The organism is Novosphingobium sp. BL-S-32 (assembly GCF_056857055.1).
The window spans coordinates 3153020-3169066 of sequence record NZ_CM166476.1 but is presented as its reverse complement, the minus strand read 5'-3'; the positions used below and the strand labels follow the sequence as shown (position 1 = coordinate 3169066).

Genomic DNA, 16047 nt, shown 5'->3' with positions numbered 1-16047 from the left:
ACTCAAGAATAAACCGCGACCCATCGAAATTCCACTCTTGGGAGACGTAGATGCCGAGCCAGGATAACAAGATCTCGCTGTTTTCGCTCACCTCGATGGTGGTGGGTTCGATGATCGGGGCGGGGATCTTCAATCTGCCGGCGCGGTTCGGTTCGGCGACGGGGCCGTTCGGGGCGATCATCGCCTGGCTCATCGCCGGCACCGGCATGTACGCGCTGGCCCGGGTCTTCCAGGCGCTGGCCGCGCGCAAGCCCGATATCGATGCCGGCGTCTTCGCTTATGCCAAGGCCGGCTTCGGGGACTACATGGGGTTCCTTTCCGCCTTCGGGTACTGGCTCGGCTCCATTCTCGGCAACGTGTTCTACTGGGTCCTGATCGGCGCGACGCTCGGCAAGTTCTTCCCGGTGTTCGGAGACGGCAGTTCGGCGGTGGCCATCGGCGTCTCGCTGGTCGGCATCTGGGCCTTCCACTTCATGATCCTGCGCGGGATCGAGCAGGCCACTTTCATCAACTTCGTCGTCACCATCGCCAAGATCGTGCCGATCCTGGCGGCGCTGCTGCTGATGCTGCTGGCGTTCCACTGGGACACGTTCGCCGCCAACTTCTGGGGCGGCGAAGGCATGCCGGAGAAGACGCTGGTGGCGCAAGTGCGCGATACCATGCTCATCACCGTCTTCGTGTTCCTCGGTATCGAGGGCGCCAGCGTCTATTCGCGCTTTGCCCGCACCCGCGCCGATGTCGGCACCGCCACGATCCTGGGCTTCGTGGGGGTGACCGGGCTGATGGTCGCGGTCACGCTGCTGCCTTATGCGGTGATGCCGCAGGCGGCGGTGGCCGGGCTGCGCCAGCCCTCGCTCGCCAGCGCGCTGGCGGAAGTGGTGGGCCCGTGGGGCAGCGTGTTCATCTCGGTGGGCGTGCTGGTCTCGGTGCTGGGCGCCTATCTCGCCTGGTCGCTGATCTGCGCCGAAGTGCTGTTCGCCGCCGCCAAGTCGCGCGACATGCCCCGGCTGTTTTCCGAAGAGAACCGCAACCGCGTGCCCGCCAATGCGCTGTGGCTGTCCAACATCGTCGTCTCGCTCTTCGTCATCTCGACCTACTGGTCGCAGGATGCCTTCAACCTGATGCTGGACCTCACCAGCGTCAGCGCGCTGCTGCCTTACCTGCTGGTGGCGGGCTACGGCGTTCTGATCGCCCGCCGCCGCGAGGGGTATGGCGCCGATGGCAGTGAGGCCGGACGCGACCAGTTCATCGCCTGGGTGGCGGCGTTCTATTCGGTCGTGATGTTCGTGGCGGCGGGGCTGGAGCATGTCATGCTCGTGGCGATCCTGCTGATCCCGGGCACCCTGATCCTCTACGTCTGGGCCCGGCGCGAACAGGGCGTGCGGCTGTTCAAGCCGGTCGAGCTGGTGATCTTCCTGGTGGTGCTGGTCGGAGGGCTGGTCGGCCTTGCCGGGCTGCTCACCGGCCGCATCGTTCCGTGATCCGATCCAACAGGAGCCTCCCCCCATGTCTACTGACACTCCCTATGGCGTTCACTCCGAAGTCGGCAAGCTGCGCAAGGTCATGGTCTGCGCGCCGGGCCGCGCGCACCAGCGGCTGACGCCGTCCAACTGCGACGACCTGCTGTTCGATGACGTGCTCTGGGTGGACGCAGCCAAGCGCGACCATCTCGATTTCCAGCAGAAGATGCGCGACCGCGGCGTCGACGTGGTGGAGATGCATGACCTGCTGACCACCACCGTGGGCATCCCCGAGGCGCGCAAGTGGATCCTCGACCACCGCGTCACCGAGAACGAGGTCGGGCTCGGCCTGCTGAACGATGTGCGCAGCTATCTCGAAGGCCTGCCCCACCGCGAACTGGCCGAGATCCTGATCGGCGGCCTGTCGGTGGAGGAGTTCCCCGAAAGCCACTCCAGCGCGCTGATGGCGCTGATCCGCGAGACGCCGGGGATTACCCAGTACCTCATCACCCCCCTGCCCAACACGCTCTACACCCGCGACACCACCTGCTGGATCTACGGCGGCTGCACGGTGAACCCGCTCTACTGGCCCGCGCGCAAGGACGAGACGCTGCTGACCACGGCGATCTACAAGTTCCACCCCGACTTCGCGGGCAAGACCAAGATCTGGCACGGCAATCCCGAAGAGGACCACGGCCTGGCCACGATCGAGGGCGGCGACGTGATGCCGGCGGGCAACCGCACCTTGCTGATCGGCATGTCCGAGCGCACCTCGCGCCAGGGCATCGCGCTGCTCGCGCGCTCGCTGTTCCAGCAGGACGTGGTGGACCAGATCCTGGTGGCGGGCATGCCCCGGCTGCGCGCGGCGATGCACCTCGACACGATCTTCACCTTTGCCGACCGCGACTGCGTGCTGATCTATCCCGACATCGTCGACACCATCACCCCTTACATGATCCGCCCCGGTGCCAACGGCGGCTTCGACGTGCGGCGCGAGGAAGGCGGCTGGGTGGCGGCAGTCGCCCGCGCGCTCAAGGTCGACAACATGCGCGTGGTGGAGACCGGCGGCACCCACTACATGCGCGAGCGCACGCAGTGGGATTCGGGCGCGAACCTCGTCTGCGTCTCGCCCGGCGTGGTGCTCGCCTATGACCGCAACGTCTATACCAACACCCTGCTGCGCAAGGCCGGGATCGAGGTCATCACCATCTCCGGCGCCGAACTCGGACGCGGACGGGGCGGCGGGCATTGCATGACGTGCCCCATCATTCGCGATGCCGCTGAGTAGAACGAGTCCGAAAGTTCGCCCAAACTCGTCATCCCCGCGAAGGCGGGGATCCCGCTTCTCTTGCGCGACACGAGAGGTTGCAGAAGAAAGCGGGGGCCCCGCCTTCGCGGGGGCGACGAACGAATGAAACTGACGGTTCGACATCACGTAAAACGCGTTGGGGCGCCGAATTCGTCCGCGATGCTGAAATGACAGACGGCACGGAGATATCACCCGTGACGTCCGTCATTTCGCAAATGAAGTGACTACGGTCGCTGGCTCAGCGGCAGCGCCGCCGCTTGCTCCGGCGTCAAGCCGGTGATCGATTGCACTGTGCAACGCTGTGGACCGCTCGGGCCTCTCGTCACGATGGAGACCCCGGCCCCCAGTCCGGTGCAGACCGTCGAGCTGCCGGTGGTGGCCAGCCGCATGCTCGTGGTCCAGTTCAGATCCCGGCACATGCCCATCGTATCGATGCGATAGACATCGCGGCCGATCCGCATGTTGACGGTGCGGGAGTTCACGGCCCTGAAGTGCCGGGCGGAGCTGGCCTGGAAGCATTGCGGCGGCTGTCGCTGCGCGGCGTTCTGCCCGGACGGCGGCGCGTCATTGGCGCAACCGGCCACGGCGGCGCAGGCCATCACCGCGACCCAGACTGACGTTCTCGACATCGGCTTACTCCTTTCCAGTGATCGACAGGATAGCGTCACAGGGGGAGACCACCGGGATGGCGGCAGCAAGGCTTCGGTGACCAGCCAAATTGCGGCATGTGGCGACTGTCCTTCGCACACGCCCGATCCGGCGAACGGGTCACGTCAGTCCACGCTTCACCTGTGACGTACTGGATCGAATTGTGATGGAGCCATGGCTTGGAATTGACTGGACTTGCGGCATTCCGATGAACACCGACGCATGCTGCAATACCGGACCCGTCATCGGCCGGAGGCTCGTTCCACGCAGTGTGGTGAGCCCCCGGCCCGACAGGGCCCCGGCCCGACAGGGCCCCGGCCCGACAGGATGCGGGGATCAGTGGGTTACGCGGGTGTTCTGTGCCGTACCGCTGACGCGTACGCGGTCACCCACGCGGAAATCGCGCATTTCGCCGGGTTGGACGACCGCAATGGTTTCCCCCGAATCCAGCTTGAGAGTGAACTCGACGCCCGTGGTCCTGCTGGAGCCCTGAAGAGCCGAACCGACCGCCCCGCCGACCACGGCACCGGCAACACCGCCTGCGACATTGGCGGCCGTGCTGCTGCCGATCTGGCTGCCACCGATCGCGCCGAGCGCACCGCCCGCGATGGTTCCGACGTTCGTCTGCCCGGGGCGAATCTCGACCTCGCGAAGCGATATGATCTCCGCGAACTGGACGGGCACAGCCTGACCCACTTCATTCCGGGAGAACGAGGATGGCCCGGGCTGAGGCGTGCAGGCACCAAGCAGAGCAAAGGACGCCACGGAAGAGGCCAGAATATATGTACGGAGCTTCATAAAATTCTCCTCGTTCGAATGACGCGGATTTTACGAGCTGTTCTGCCCCGAGATATCAGGGCCGCGTGTAATCGCGCCAAGATCACTCAATTTCAGATAATGACTTATCAATGACGATCGTTGAGTCGCCCAATCGCATCATACCGGATTACCTTACCCATTCAAGTCCTTCAAAATTCTACGCAAGGTGAGGTTGTCGTTTGAGCTTGGACTCGATTTCATGTTATCTATACAAGTCGTATCGATTCACGGAACCACTAAACAATCACGATTAGATAACTCGACCAGTCCCCAAGGCAATTGCAATCCGTCTTCCCAAGTGCAGGCTGATACAGCGACCTGCACACATTCCAGTCAATCGAGCAGGAGATTTCTAATGAATCTACCGGATTTCTGGACGTTCCTCCTGGATGTGGCGGTCATCTTCGTTTTCGTCATGTGGTTCTGGCTCCTGATTACAGTGCTGCGCGATCTGTTTCGCCGCGATGACGCCGGCGGGTTCAAGAAGATACTCTGGGTCATCCTGCTGATCGTTGCGCCTTTTCTGGGCGTTTTCCTGTACTTGCTTCTCCAGTCCAAAGGCATGGCGATCCGGAACGGGCAGGAAGTGGCCCGAACTCGCGAACAACTGCGTGAATTCATTGGCCAAAGCCCGGCGCAGGAACTGGAAAAACTGGAAGCCCTGAAGGCATCCGGCGCCATCACCAGCGAAGAGCACGCCAAGCTCAGGGCCCGCGTCATAGGCTGATCCGATGCCCACGCCGGCAGACCAGGGCGCTTCCGGAGCAAGAGCGGGCACGACGTTCGCAAGACTCTGGAGCGCCCGGCGCATTCGCTTCCATCTTGCCCGCAGATCGTTGCTCGGGCTGGTTCTCGGCACGATTTTCCTCGCCGCGTCGCTCACGCCCAGCCTTGCCCCTCGCCCCCCGCTCCTGCTCGGCCTGCTGGGCGGCACGAGCTTCGCGATGGGTTATCTGCTGAGCATCGCCCTGCTCTACGTCTGGCACTACATGGGCCTGCCGGTCCGCCGCGTGCCGCCGAAGGTAACGCAAGCGATCATCGCGGCCTGCGCCATTCTTGCGGCGGCCTATCTGTGGCTTTCCATCGATTGGCAGAATGACGTCCGCGTCGTGCTGCATATGGAACCCCTGTCGCACTGGCAGCTGATCGCCACCTGCATCGTCGCCCTCGTCGCCTTTGCCGTGCTCTTTGCGCTGGGCCTGCTGGCAAGAGCGCTGTTCCGCCGCCTGACCCTGTGGCTCGACCGCTATCTGCCGCGCCGCGTTGCCATCCCGCTGGGCGTCCTGATCGTCGCCTTGCTGTTCTGGAGCATGATCACCGGCGTCGTGTTCAAGGCCGGCCTTCACCTTGCCGATGCATCGTTCAGCGAGCTGGACGCTCTGATCGAACCCGATCTCGCCCCGCCGACCGCGCCTTTCCAGGTTGGCAGCGCGGACTCGCTCATCACATGGGAGGAACTCGGCCGGCAGGGGCGCCACTACATCGCCTCGGGCCCGTCGCAGAACCAGATCGGCCTGTTCACCGGCGCTCCCGCATCCCAGCCGATCAGGGTCTATGCCGGGCTGAATTCGGCCCGCAATGTCGACGAGCGGGCGAACCTTGCCCTCGCAGAATTGAAGCGCGTGGGTGGATTCGACAAATCGATACTTGTCGTGATCGCCCCGACCGGCACCGGCTGGATCGATCCCGCCGCGATCGACAGTCTCGAATATCTCCAGCACGGCGATGTCGCCAGCGTGGCGATCCAGTATTCGTACCTCGCCAGTTGGCTGTCGCTGCTGGTCGAGCCGAACTATGGCGCGGACAGTGCGCGCGCCATGTTCCGGAAAGTCTACGATTACTGGAAAACCCTGCCCAGAGCGCACCGGCCGCGCCTCTATCTCTATGGCCTCAGCCTCGGCGCGTTGAGTTCCGAAAGCTCGCTCGATCTGTTCGACATGATAAACGAGCCGATTCAGGGCGCGCTTTGGGCGGGACCGCCCTTTCCCAGCACGCTCTGGCAATCGACGACGCGGGACCGGCAGCCCGATTCGCCCGCATGGCTGCCCCGGTTTCGGGACAGTTCGGTGGTCCGCTTCACAAACCAGCAGGATCACCTGACCATTCCGGGGGCCTCATGGGGCCGGATGCGCATCGTCTATCTGCAATATGGCAGCGATCCGATTACCTTCTTCACGCCCAGTTCGTTCTACAGGCAGCCGGAATGGATGATCGGCCAGCGCGCGCCCGATGTCTCGCCCACATTTCGCTGGGTGCCCGGCGTCACCTTCCTGCAACTGAGCGTGGACATGATCACGGGGATGGAAACACCCCCGGGCTTCGGACACGTCTTCGCCGCGGACCACTACGTCAACGCCTGGGTGGCCGTGACACAGCCGACGGGCTGGACGGAAGCCGGGCTTCACCGGCTTTCGCAGGACCTCAACCGGCGACAGAATTCCGACCAGACGCAGGCACAGCCATGATGGATCCGGCCCCTTCCATTCGCCTCGCCTATAGAGTTAACGCGACTTAAATCGTGACGCCAACGTTATTTCGCAACTGCAGCAAACATAGTCGGGACGTTTGTCCCAGCTTGTCTATCCATTGGAAATAGTGCTAGATTAATCTTCCCCCACAAAGAAGGAAAAGGCCAATGAACTTCAATCGTGTCACACTTTCCTGTGCCGCCTTGATTGCAGTCAATCTTGCGGCACTCCCTACTGCGTCTCTGGCACAACCGGCAGCCACACCCACTGCATTTGAACGCGCCATGCTGAGCGTGTTGGATGCCCCGACCCGTGCACAGGTCGAAAAGCGGGCCGTCCACGGCAACACCGTTTCGGGTGTCATCGGCACGATCCTGCTCAACAACTACTATGGTGCGGGCGCCAGGAACCCGGGGCAGGCCCTCTCGGTGGCAGCGGTCGATTTCGGGCGCGGCGCGGTCATCTTCCGGCGCGCACCCAATGTGCTCGAAATGCAGCGGTTCGATCCGCATACGCTTCGCATGATCCGGTAACGCCACAGGGCCTCCATCAAGACCATCGCCGCCCAATGCTCTTCCCCGGCATTGGAGCAGTGATCCAGCCGACGATAGTCGTGGCAAGGCTTCGACTATCGTCGGCTACGGCATGATGACGTAAAGCGACGGCGGTTGGCCAATAAGGGAACCACCTGATCGCGCGTCAAAGCGCCTTCAACTTGAGATCGATCAGAAAAACTGAAGTCGTGCAGGGTAACCTGCAGGATCGCCGCACGCCGTCACACCCTCTGCTATCCGCCTGGGACCATACGCCGGATCGGGACGAGTCCGCCCCACCAACCATGGATCCACGATAGCAGCTGTATGCGGGTGGATTGGATGGTGAGCCCTGCTGGGTTCGAACCAGCGACCTACTGATTAAAAGTCAGTTGCTCTACCGACTGAGCTAAGGGCCCCCGTTTCCGGGCGCCGCCGTGACCGGCGGCGGAAGGGGTCACCTAAGGGCAGGTCGCGCCTTGGTCAAGCGGGCATGAAGCTGGTTTATCGTCAGGCCTGTCAAAGGATCGCGCCAGCCCCCCGCAATCCGCCGTGCGGGGCCTAGCACGAAGTCCCTTTCGCGGAACGCCGGGTGCGGGATTACAAGGCTTTCATCGCCTTCTCCCGCCGCCCATGGGCCGCCATTCCACAGCACGATATCGAGGTCCAGCACGCGCGAGCCCCAGGCCGCGCCCATGCGGCGGCGGCCGAACTTATGCTCGATCTTGTGCAGTTTGTGCAGAACTTCGTCGGGCTCACGCTTGCTGCGCACAAGCGCCACGCCATTGGCGTAGCGGCGGCGCGAGGGGCCGAGCGGCGCGCTCTCGATCACCGGCGAGGCCGCCAGCACTTCCATCTTGCCGTGATCCAGCGCCTCAAGCGCGGCGGCGAGCACCTGTCGCGGTCCGCCGTACCGCGGATGGCGCATGTTGGAGCCGAGCGCGACCAGATACCTGTGTTTTGCCAAACTGCCCGGCTCCCCGTTTTGTGATTTCAGATGTCTTGCGCGATGCGCGTGTAGAGCTGCGGCCGGCGATCCCGGAAGAAGCCCATGCCCGCGCGGTGCTTTGCGGCTCGCGCGAGGTCCAGCGTGGAGACCAGCACGCCAGTCTCCTCCTTGCCGAACTCCGCGACATAATCGCCCCATTCGTCGGTGATGAACGAGTGGCCGTAGAAAGTCTGCTCGGTCCCGCATTCCGATTCGACACCGATGCGGTTGGAGGCGATCACCGGCATGCAGTTCGACACCGAGTGCCCCACCATCGCCCGGCGCCACATGCGGCTGGTGTCCAGCGTGGCGTCGTAGGGCTCGGAGCCGATAGCGGTGGGATAGAACAGCAGTTCCGCACCCATCAGCGCCATCACACGCGCGCATTCCGGGTACCACTGGTCCCAGCAGACTCCCACGCCGACCTTGGTGCCGAGAACGTCCCAGACCTTGAACCCGTCGTTGCCGGGACGGAAGTAGTACTTCTCCTCGTAGCCGGGGCCGTCGGGGATGTGGCTCTTGCGATAGGTGCCGATGATCTCGCCATCGGTGCCGATCATGGCCAGCGTGTTGTAGTAGTGGTGGCCGTCGCGTTCGAAGAAGCTGGTGGGGATCACCACCTTCAGCTTCGCCGCCAGCGCCCTCATCGCGATCACCGAAGGATGCTCGACCGTGGGGCGGGCGATCGCGAAGAGTTCCTCTTCCTCGGTCTTGCAGAAGTAGGGGCCGGAGAACAGCTCAGGCGGCAGCACGATCTGCGCGCCCTTGGCGGCGGCTTCCTCGACCAGCGTGGAAACGGCGGCGATGTTCTCGCCCTCGTCGGCGGAATTGAGCGCGAGCTGGAGCGCGGCAACGGTGATCTGGGTCATGAGCGAGCCCCTATCAGCCTCGCTTGCGGAACAGAAGCGTCATCCGGTCGCTCTCGCCGATGGCGAGGTACTTGTCGCGGTCCTGATCCTTGAGCCGGAGCGTGGGCGGCAGGGTCCAGACACCGTCGGGCCAGTTCGCACTGTCCTTCGGATTGGCGCTGACTTCCGACTGGCCGACAAGATCGAAGCCCTGTGCCTGCATGAACTTGATGACATCAGCCTGCCGCAGATAGCCCTTGGAACCGTCCGCATAGGCATCGGGAGCATCCGGCTTGGCGCGGTGCTGCTCGATACCGATCAGCCCGCCGGGCTTGAGCAAGTCGCGCATCGCCGCCACTTCGCTGGTCGCGATGTTCCAGCGCAGCATGTTGTGCAGCATGCGCGGGATGATGATGACGTCGAACGTGCCCTTCTCGCCTGCCGGGATCGCGCCCAGCGTATAGGCGGCAAAGCGATCCGCCGGCAGGCCGGTGAACTGGGCGACATGGGCCGGATAGCTGGCCGCGCCCTTGCGGATGCCGTCCTGCGTCTCGGGCTTGAAGGCCGGGCTGTCCGGATTGAAGTAGAGCCCCACCAGATGCCCCTGCGGCCCGAGGTAGAGCCCCAGCAGGCGCGAGTACCACTCGCCGCCCGGCGCATATTCGCCCACCTTCATCGTCGGCGAAACGCGGAAGAAGCTCAGCGTCTCCACCGGATGGCGGTACTTGTCGCGCGCACGGTCGGCATCGCGCAGCGGGTTGGCAGCGGCCAGTTCCAGCAGCGCCTCACACCCCTTGCAGGCGGCGGGCACTTCCTTTGAATCGGGGTCGGCGGCGATGGCGGGCACGGGCGCCGCAAGAATGCCAAGGAACGTCGAAAGGGCGATCAGGGCGCGGCGCATCGGCAAGTCTCCCGTGGAATGTCGGTCGAAGCGCGAAGGTAGTTGTCTCGCCGCCAATGACAAGCCGCACTTGTGTACCTATCTAGCGACAAACTCCCCCTCATGAGGATCTGGAATACAATGGAAACGGCAATCGTTGCAGGCGGATGCTTCTGGTGCACCGAAGCAGTGTTCCGCGATGTGATCGGCGTGGATTCGGTCGAGAGCGGCTATATCGGCGGCACTGTCGCCAATCCCACCTACAAGCAGGTCTGCGCCGGCGACACCGGCCATGCCGAAGCGATCAAGGTGAACTACGACCCTTCGGTGCTGTCCTATGGAGACCTGCTGGACGTGTTCATGGGCACGCATGACCCGACGCAGCTCAACCGCCAGGGCAATGACGTGGGCACGCAGTACCGCTCGGCGATCTTCCCCCTGAACGACGCGCAGGCCGCCGAGGCCGATGCCGCCCTCGCCCGCGCCAACACCGAGCTTTCGGGCAAAGTGGTTACCACCATCGAAGGCTTCGCCGACGGCGCGCAGCAGGACGCATGGTACCCGGCCGAGGACTACCATCAGGAATACTGGGACGGCGAAGGCCAGCGCAATCCCTACTGCCTCGCGGTGATCCCGCCCAAGCTGATGAAGCTGCGCAAGAGCTTCCAGAACAAGGTCAAGGGCTGAGCCTTTTCCCGCCGGTTGCGCTGTTGTGGCGTGACTGGCGGGTCCTCCCGCTCTGGAGTGCTGCAGGATGATGGCCGTTCGCGGCCGTAACGGCGATTGGCGGCTTTGAAAACCGGGATTCCCCGATTGTTCGCCCCCAATCCTTGGCCCCGATTTTCGACGGCAGACTTGTCCGTCCCGTCCATCGGCGCATGCACCATTTTCCGCTCCAACCTCGGGGGAATCCCCGATGGGCTGATTACGGAACGCCTTCTACTTGTGCCTCTCCCGAAATAGCGATGGCTCCAACGCCGTCCTGTCCGGCAGTTCCAGGAGGACCAAATGGCTGCGAAAAAACCCAATATCATTCTGATCTTGTCGGATGACTTCGGTTACGGCGACGCGGGTTGCTATGGCGGCGGCGAGAATCGCGGCGCGCCGACACCCAACATCGACCGGCTTGCAGCCGAGGGCTTGCAATTCCTCTCGTTCTACGCCCAGCCAAGCTGCACACCGGGACGCGCGGCGGTCCTGACCGGCCGCATCCCCAATCGCTCCGGCATGACCACGGTGGCCTTCCAGGGTGAGGGCGGCGGCCTTCCCGCTGCCGAATGGACGCTGGCCTCGGTGCTCAAGACGGTCGGCTACAAGACCTTCTTCTCCGGCAAGTGGCACCTTGGCGAGGACGATTACGCGCTGCCCAACGCCCACGGCTACGACGTGATGAAGCATTGCGGGCTCTACCACCTAAATGCCTACACCTATGCCGACCCCGAGTGGTTCCCCGACATGGACGATGAACTGCGCGAAATGTTCGCGAAAGTCACCAAGGGGTCGCTTTCCGGGAATGCCGGTGAAAAGGCCAAGGAAGACTTCAAGATCAACGGCCAATATGTCGATACGCCGGAAAAGGGTGTGGTCGGCATCCCCTATTTTGACGGCTATGTCGAAAAGGCGTCGCTTGAGTACCTCGATACCGTCAAGGACAGTGAAGAGCCGTTCTTCATGCACATCAACTTCATGAAGATGCACCAGCCTTCGATGCCGCACCCCGATTTCAAGCACAAGTCGATGGCGAAGTCGAAGTACGCCGATTCGATGGTTGAAAACGATGCCCGCATCGGTGCGATCATGGACAAGGTCCGCGAACTGGGCCTGGACGACAACACTTACGTGTTCTGGACCACGGACAACGGAGCATGGCAGGACGTCTATCCTGATGCAGGCTTCACACCTTATCGCGGCACCAAGGGCACTATCCGCGAAGGCGGCAACCGTGTCCCGGCGCTGGCATGGGGCCCCGGCATCAAGGCCGGTAGCAAGAATTCGGACATAGTCGGCGGACTGGACTACATGGCAACTTTCGCCAAACTGGCCGGCGCCAAGCTGCCGACCGAAGATCGCGAAGGCGAACCGATCATCTTCGACAGCATCGACATGTCGCCGGTACTGTTCGGAACCGGGCCTTCAGACCGGACGGTGTGGTTCTACTTCACCGAAAACGAGCTGACTCCCGGCGCCGTGCGCAGAAAGCAGTACAAGGCCTGCTTCAACTTGCGCGGCGATAACGGCGCACACACAGGTGGTCTTGCGGTCGATTCCAACCAGGGCTGGAAGGGACCGGAAAGCTACGTGGCCACCGTGCCGCAACTGTTCGACTTGTGGCAGGATCCGCAGGAGCGCTACGACATCTTCATGAACAGCTTCTCCGAGCACACCTGGGCGGTGGTCACCATCAACGAGGAAGTGCAGAAGTTGATGCAGACCTATATCAAGTATCCGCCGCGCAAGATCCAGAGCGCGACCTACACCGGCCCGATCACGATCAGCCAGTACGAACGGTTCAAACACATCAAGGACCAGCTTGCGACCGAAGGCTTCAACATCGGGTTCGCGACCGGCGCTTGACGAGAGTTTCACCCGCCCGGGAAAACATGCGTTCTCGGGCGGGTGAAGCTGCAACGGCTGCCATGTGAGTGTCGGTTTGAAGATCGGCATTTGATCTTCCCAATGCCTTGGGGTCCGCTTGAAATTGCGCGAAAGCACTTTTTGGCCCGACACTGGCTGTGGCCAGATTTGCAGGCGGTCTCTCAGCCCCTGCGCCAGACCTTGTGCTTTTCCCTGCGCACGTCGTTGCCGCAGTGGCGGCAGTTGCCGCTGAAACCGGCGCCGTCCCATGTGACGTGCTCACGCTCGGGATCGTGGCGGTCCAGCAGGCACAAGATGGCCTGTGGGATTAAACGTACCATCGCGATTACTCCCTTCGAGAGTTTCCGACAGTCCGCCTGACATTCGGCAGTGCGGCGCAATGCTCTTCAGGCTCACCCTTCGCCCAAGAATGCCAGAGCCTTACGAGTCGCGCCACGGCATCGCAGCGCAGCGCGTCTCATGGATAGGGCGGTTGGCTGCATTCATCCATATGGATTACCCCAATGGATGAGCGGCCGTGCCGATACCGCGCCGCCCCTCACTCGCTCCCCTCAGTCGCGGCGCCAGCGTGCCACGAAGAACCCGTCAAGGCCGCCCTCGCCCGCCAGCATCGCCGGATCGGTGCGCAGCCAGCCTTCGGCCGTCGGGGCCAGCCCCTCGGGCAGTTCCGCCGCGCCGATCGGCACCGGGGCGAGTGCCACTTTCCCGGCCTGCTCCTCACCCTCTTCGGGTTCGAGCGAGCAGACCGCGTAGACCAGCGTGCCACCCGGCGCGAGCCATGCGGCCGCGCGTTCGAGCATGGCGGACTGGAGTTCCACCATCTCGCCGATCTGGCGCTCGCCGATGCGGTGAAGCACGTCGGGATGGCGGCGGCAGGTGCCGGTCGCGGTGCACGGCGCGTCGAGCAGGATGGCGTCGAAGCGCGTCTCGGTTTCCCAGTTCAGCGCGTCGGCTTGCACGATCTCGGCCTCAAGCCCGGTTCGCTTGAGATTGTCGCCCAAGCGCTCAAGGCGGCGCTTCGAGGAATCGAGCGCGGTCACCTGCCAGCCGGCGGCGGCCAGTTGCATCGTCTTGCCACCGGGCGCGGCGCAGAGATCGAGCACCTTGCGGGCCTCACCCGCGCCGAGCAGCCGCGCGGGCAGGCTGGCGGCAAGGTCCTGCACCCACCAGGCGCCCTCGCGGAAGCCTTCGAGCAGTTCGATGGCGGTGCCACGCGGCAGGCGGACGTGGCCAGGCATGAGCGACTTGCCGCCCAGCCGTTCGGCCCACTCGGCGGTCTCGTCCGCGTTGCGCAGGGCAAGGTCGAGCGGCGGCAGATCGGCCAGCCCGGCAGCGATGGCGCCGATGCGATCCCCCCAACGCTCGCCCCAGCGCTCGGTCACGTCCTCGGGAAGCGTGGGCACGTCGGGCAGCTTCGCCTCGGCCTTGGTCAGGGTGGAGAACACGCCGTGGGCAAGGCGGCGCGGGCCGCCCATCAGCAGCGGCAGGCCGGTGGCGATCACGGCATGGGCCGGGGTATCCAGCCGCAGCACCTGCACCAGCATGATCTCCAGCACGGCGCGCGCCTTGGCGTCGTCGGCCAGCGGCAGGCGGGTGGCGGAATCGATCAGCGCATCAAGGTCGGTGCGCCAGCGCAGCACCTCTCCGGCAATGGCGCGGGCGAGCGCCCGGTCGGCGTCGCCACGCACCCGCGCGAGCGCAGTGCCCGCCGCCTGGTCGAGCGTTTCGCCCCGCCGCAGCACGGCATCGATAAGGTTGAGCGCGGCACGGCGCGCCGGAAGGCCGGGAATGTCCATTTGCGGCCCCTATAGCGGATTGCCTTTTTGCGCCAGTCACACCACATGGGCCGAATGACCGAACGCGCCACCAAACGTCCCGAAGGCTTTACCAAGCCCGCCCACTGGACGAACGAACCCGCGCCCCAGCCCTCGCCTGCCGAGGCGGCCAAGGCGGATGAGGAGGATCCGGACGGGATCTCCCCCACCCGTTATGGCGATTGGGTACGCAACGGGATCGCCGTCGATTTCTAAGGCGGGCTGACGGCCGGGTTACTGCGCGCGCTACCAATCGCGTGCCATGGCGGGCAGCCGCTTTGCCAGAAAGTCGATCCACGCCCGCGTCTTGGCCGCCGGGCGGCGCGTGCGGTGGGTAACCGCGTGAACCGCGCCAAGGTCGATCAGTTCGGCGCCGAGGTCGAGTTCGACCAGCCGCCCCTCGGCAATGGCGCGGTCAACGAAGAAACGCGGGCCGTAGACAAGGCCCATCCCCGCCATCGCCGCCTGCGCCAGAACCTGCCCGTTATTGGCATGCAGCGAGCCGCGCACCGCCACCGGACGGCTGCCGTCGGCGCCGAAGCCCCAGCGCGTGGTGCCGGTCTCCCCGCTCAACGTGTAGCCGAGGCAGTCGTGGCCGGGCAGGTCGTCGATCGATAACGGCGTGCCGCGCCGCGCAAGGTAGGACGGCGCGGCGCAGATCGCCATCCGCACGGGCGCGAGCTTGCGGGCGACGAGATTGCTGTCCGCCAGCCGGCCGATGCGCACGGCGACGTCCCAGCGCTCCTCCAGCAGGTCCACCACACGGTCGTTGAGGCCGAGTTCGATGGTCACTTGCGGATAGAGCGCGTGAAATTCGGTGACGAGTTCGGCCAGATAGGCACTGCCGAAAGCGGCCGGTCCGGAGACGCGCAACAGCCCCTCAACCGAGGCGGAGCGGGCGGTCGCCTTGGCATCCGCTTCCTCCAGTTCGGCCAATACCCGCTCGGCCGTGTCGAGGTAGGCCGCCCCCGCCTCGGTAAGCGCGAGGCGGCGGGTGGTGCGGTTGACCAATGTCACGCCAAGGCGCTGTTCAAGGGCGTTCAGGTGCTTGGCCGCCATCGCCGGAGACATCGAAAGCTCGCGCGCGGCGGCGGAAAGCCCGCCGAGGCGAATGGCCCGCACGAAAACCTCGATGCCTTTCAGACGATCCATTCGACACCCACGGTATAAAGTCATTCAACAAATGACGATATTATCACCTCAAGAGCAAAGGTCCACATAGGCTGGCGAAAGGACATATCCCGCCATGCCCACGACTTACGCTACGTCATTTCCCGAGACTTCCGCGCGCTACGGCGCACTTGTCCTGCGCGTCGCACTCGGCGCGCTGTTCCTGGCGCACTTCGCGCTCAAGCTCTTCGTCTTCACGCCCGCGGGTACCGCCGCGTTCTTCGGCAGCCTCGGCCTTCCGCCCGCCCTCGCTTATGTGACCATGGCCGCCGAATTGCTGGGAGGACTGGCCCTCATCGCCGGTGTCAAGGCGCGCATCGTCGCGCTGGCCTTGATCCCGCTGCTGCTCGGCACGATCTTCACCGTGCATGGTGCCAACGGTTTCTTCTTCGATTCCAAGGGCGGCGGCTGGGAATATCCGGCCTTCTGGTCGATCGCCCTCCTTGTGCAGGCCCTGATCGGCGACGGCGCTTTCGCGCTCTCGCCGACGCGCCGCCATCTCTGAAAGGACTAAT

At 64.1% G+C, this 16047-nt stretch carries 17 protein-coding genes and 1 tRNA gene; 9 read left to right on the top strand and 9 right to left on the bottom strand.

The window, feature by feature from the left end; genetic code table 11:
- Nucleotides 1-50: 50 nt before the first annotated feature.
- Nucleotides 51-1481, top strand: a complete 1431-nt coding sequence (locus AC1VVK_RS14920) for a basic amino acid/polyamine antiporter (protein WP_482903582.1) — start codon at nt 51-53, stop codon at nt 1479-1481.
- A 25-nt stretch (nt 1482-1506) separates the two neighbouring features.
- Nucleotides 1507-2748, top strand: a complete 1242-nt coding sequence (locus AC1VVK_RS14915) for an arginine deiminase (RefSeq protein ID WP_482903581.1) — start codon at nt 1507-1509, stop codon at nt 2746-2748.
- Between the two features lie 245 nt (nt 2749-2993).
- On the opposite strand, the gene AC1VVK_RS14910 is transcribed toward AC1VVK_RS14915, so the two are convergent.
- Nucleotides 2994-3398: a DUF6491 family protein gene (locus AC1VVK_RS14910; protein WP_482903580.1), complete on the bottom strand. Its 405-nt coding sequence runs from the start codon at nt 3396-3398 to the stop codon at nt 2994-2996.
- A 355-nt stretch (nt 3399-3753) separates the two neighbouring features.
- The gene (locus AC1VVK_RS14905; RefSeq protein ID WP_482903579.1) at nt 3754-4215 is read right to left on the bottom strand and encodes an outer membrane lipoprotein; all 462 of its coding nucleotides are present in this window, start codon (nt 4213-4215) and stop codon (nt 3754-3756) included.
- A 376-nt stretch (nt 4216-4591) separates the two neighbouring features.
- On the opposite strand from AC1VVK_RS14905, the gene AC1VVK_RS14900 reads away from it, so the two are divergent.
- From AC1VVK_RS14900 to AC1VVK_RS14890, 3 genes are all read left to right on the top strand, one after another.
- Nucleotides 4592-4963, top strand: a complete 372-nt coding sequence (locus AC1VVK_RS14900) for an SHOCT domain-containing protein (RefSeq protein ID WP_482903578.1) — start codon at nt 4592-4594, stop codon at nt 4961-4963.
- Nucleotides 4964-4967: 4 nt separating this feature from the next.
- Entirely contained in the window at nt 4968-6701 is a 1734-nt protein-coding gene (locus tag AC1VVK_RS14895) for an alpha/beta hydrolase (RefSeq protein WP_482903577.1), read from the top strand.
- A gap of 170 nt (nt 6702-6871) precedes the next feature.
- Nucleotides 6872-7237, top strand: coding sequence for a hypothetical protein (locus tag AC1VVK_RS14890; RefSeq protein WP_482903576.1), 366 nt, complete (start codon nt 6872-6874; stop codon nt 7235-7237).
- Nucleotides 7238-7580: 343 nt separating this feature from the next.
- Here AC1VVK_RS14890 and AC1VVK_RS14885 read toward each other — a convergent pair.
- The 4 genes from AC1VVK_RS14885 to AC1VVK_RS14870 form a co-directional block, all read right to left on the bottom strand.
- Nucleotides 7581-7656: transfer RNA gene (locus tag AC1VVK_RS14885), tRNA-Lys, on the bottom strand.
- Nucleotides 7657-7694: 38 nt separating this feature from the next.
- Entirely contained in the window at nt 7695-8204 is a 510-nt protein-coding gene (folK, locus tag AC1VVK_RS14880) for a 2-amino-4-hydroxy-6-hydroxymethyldihydropteridine diphosphokinase (protein WP_132389490.1), read from the bottom strand.
- Nucleotides 8205-8230: 26 nt separating this feature from the next.
- Nucleotides 8231-9094 (bottom strand): N-carbamoylputrescine amidase, encoded by an 864-nt coding sequence (gene aguB / locus AC1VVK_RS14875; protein WP_482903575.1) that lies wholly within the window; start codon nt 9092-9094, stop codon nt 8231-8233.
- 13 nt (nt 9095-9107) lie between these two features.
- Nucleotides 9108-9974, bottom strand: coding sequence for a class I SAM-dependent methyltransferase (locus tag AC1VVK_RS14870; RefSeq protein WP_482903574.1), 867 nt, complete (start codon nt 9972-9974; stop codon nt 9108-9110).
- A gap of 120 nt (nt 9975-10094) precedes the next feature.
- Between AC1VVK_RS14870 and msrA the strand changes: the two genes are divergently transcribed.
- Complete coding sequence (gene msrA, locus AC1VVK_RS14865) at nt 10095-10640, top strand: peptide-methionine (S)-S-oxide reductase MsrA (protein ID WP_132389484.1); 546 nt, start codon at nt 10095-10097, stop codon at nt 10638-10640.
- 321 nt (nt 10641-10961) lie between these two features.
- On the top strand, nt 10962-12527 hold the full coding sequence (locus tag AC1VVK_RS14860; protein ID WP_482903573.1) for an arylsulfatase: 1566 nt from the start codon (nt 10962-10964) through the stop codon (nt 12525-12527).
- A gap of 182 nt (nt 12528-12709) precedes the next feature.
- On the opposite strand, the gene AC1VVK_RS14855 is transcribed toward AC1VVK_RS14860, so the two are convergent.
- Both AC1VVK_RS14855 and AC1VVK_RS14850 read right to left on the bottom strand, forming a co-directional pair.
- On the bottom strand, nt 12710-12868 hold the full coding sequence (locus AC1VVK_RS14855; protein ID WP_482903572.1) for a hypothetical protein: 159 nt from the start codon (nt 12866-12868) through the stop codon (nt 12710-12712).
- A 231-nt stretch (nt 12869-13099) separates the two neighbouring features.
- Nucleotides 13100-14344 carry an RsmB/NOP family class I SAM-dependent RNA methyltransferase gene (locus tag AC1VVK_RS14850; protein ID WP_482903571.1) on the bottom strand — a complete coding sequence of 415 codons (1245 nt, stop codon included), beginning with the start codon at nt 14342-14344 and terminating at the stop codon, nt 13100-13102.
- Between the two features lie 54 nt (nt 14345-14398).
- Here AC1VVK_RS14850 and AC1VVK_RS14845 point away from each other — a divergent pair, with 54 nt between their 5' ends.
- The gene (locus AC1VVK_RS14845; protein ID WP_132389478.1) at nt 14399-14578 is read left to right on the top strand and encodes a DUF1674 domain-containing protein; all 180 of its coding nucleotides are present in this window, start codon (nt 14399-14401) and stop codon (nt 14576-14578) included.
- Nucleotides 14579-14608: 30 nt separating this feature from the next.
- Here the strand turns inward: AC1VVK_RS14845 and AC1VVK_RS14840 are convergent, their stop codons facing one another.
- A complete protein-coding gene (locus tag AC1VVK_RS14840; RefSeq protein ID WP_132389476.1) occupies nt 14609-15514 on the bottom strand; it encodes a LysR family transcriptional regulator in 906 nt (301 codons plus the stop codon).
- A 94-nt stretch (nt 15515-15608) separates the two neighbouring features.
- Between AC1VVK_RS14840 and AC1VVK_RS14835 the strand changes: the two genes are divergently transcribed.
- Entirely contained in the window at nt 15609-16037 is a 429-nt protein-coding gene (locus tag AC1VVK_RS14835) for a DoxX family protein (protein WP_482903570.1), read from the top strand.
- Nucleotides 16038-16047: the final 10 nt, after the last annotated feature.

Bases quoted from the DNA above. Each gene is read 5' to 3' on its own strand.
- msrA (WP_132389484.1), top strand. From the start codon at position 10,095: ATGGAAACGGCAATCGTTGCAGGCGGATGCTTCTGGTGCACCGAAGCA.
- AC1VVK_RS14860 (WP_482903573.1), top strand. From the start codon at position 10,962: ATGGCTGCGAAAAAACCCAATATCATTCTGATCTTGTCGGATGACTTC.
- AC1VVK_RS14905 (WP_482903579.1), bottom strand. From the start codon at position 4,215: ATGAAGCTCCGTACATATATTCTGGCCTCTTCCGTGGCGTCCTTTGCT.
- aguB (WP_482903575.1), bottom strand. From the start codon at position 9,094: ATGACCCAGATCACCGTTGCCGCGCTCCAGCTCGCGCTCAATTCCGCC.
- AC1VVK_RS14845 (WP_132389478.1), top strand. From the start codon at position 14,399: ATGACCGAACGCGCCACCAAACGTCCCGAAGGCTTTACCAAGCCCGCC.
- AC1VVK_RS14855 (WP_482903572.1), bottom strand. From the start codon at position 12,868: ATGGTACGTTTAATCCCACAGGCCATCTTGTGCCTGCTGGACCGCCAC.
- AC1VVK_RS14910 (WP_482903580.1), bottom strand. From the start codon at position 3,398: ATGTCGAGAACGTCAGTCTGGGTCGCGGTGATGGCCTGCGCCGCCGTG.
- AC1VVK_RS14835 (WP_482903570.1), top strand. From the start codon at position 15,609: ATGCCCACGACTTACGCTACGTCATTTCCCGAGACTTCCGCGCGCTAC.
- AC1VVK_RS14870 (WP_482903574.1), bottom strand. From the start codon at position 9,974: ATGCGCCGCGCCCTGATCGCCCTTTCGACGTTCCTTGGCATTCTTGCG.
- AC1VVK_RS14900 (WP_482903578.1), top strand. From the start codon at position 4,592: ATGAATCTACCGGATTTCTGGACGTTCCTCCTGGATGTGGCGGTCATC.
- AC1VVK_RS14915 (WP_482903581.1), top strand. From the start codon at position 1,507: ATGTCTACTGACACTCCCTATGGCGTTCACTCCGAAGTCGGCAAGCTG.
- AC1VVK_RS14840 (WP_132389476.1), bottom strand. From the start codon at position 15,514: ATGGATCGTCTGAAAGGCATCGAGGTTTTCGTGCGGGCCATTCGCCTC.
- AC1VVK_RS14890 (WP_482903576.1), top strand. From the start codon at position 6,872: ATGAACTTCAATCGTGTCACACTTTCCTGTGCCGCCTTGATTGCAGTC.
- AC1VVK_RS14850 (WP_482903571.1), bottom strand. From the start codon at position 14,344: ATGGACATTCCCGGCCTTCCGGCGCGCCGTGCCGCGCTCAACCTTATC.
- AC1VVK_RS14920 (WP_482903582.1), top strand. From the start codon at position 51: ATGCCGAGCCAGGATAACAAGATCTCGCTGTTTTCGCTCACCTCGATG.
- AC1VVK_RS14895 (WP_482903577.1), top strand. From the start codon at position 4,968: ATGCCCACGCCGGCAGACCAGGGCGCTTCCGGAGCAAGAGCGGGCACG.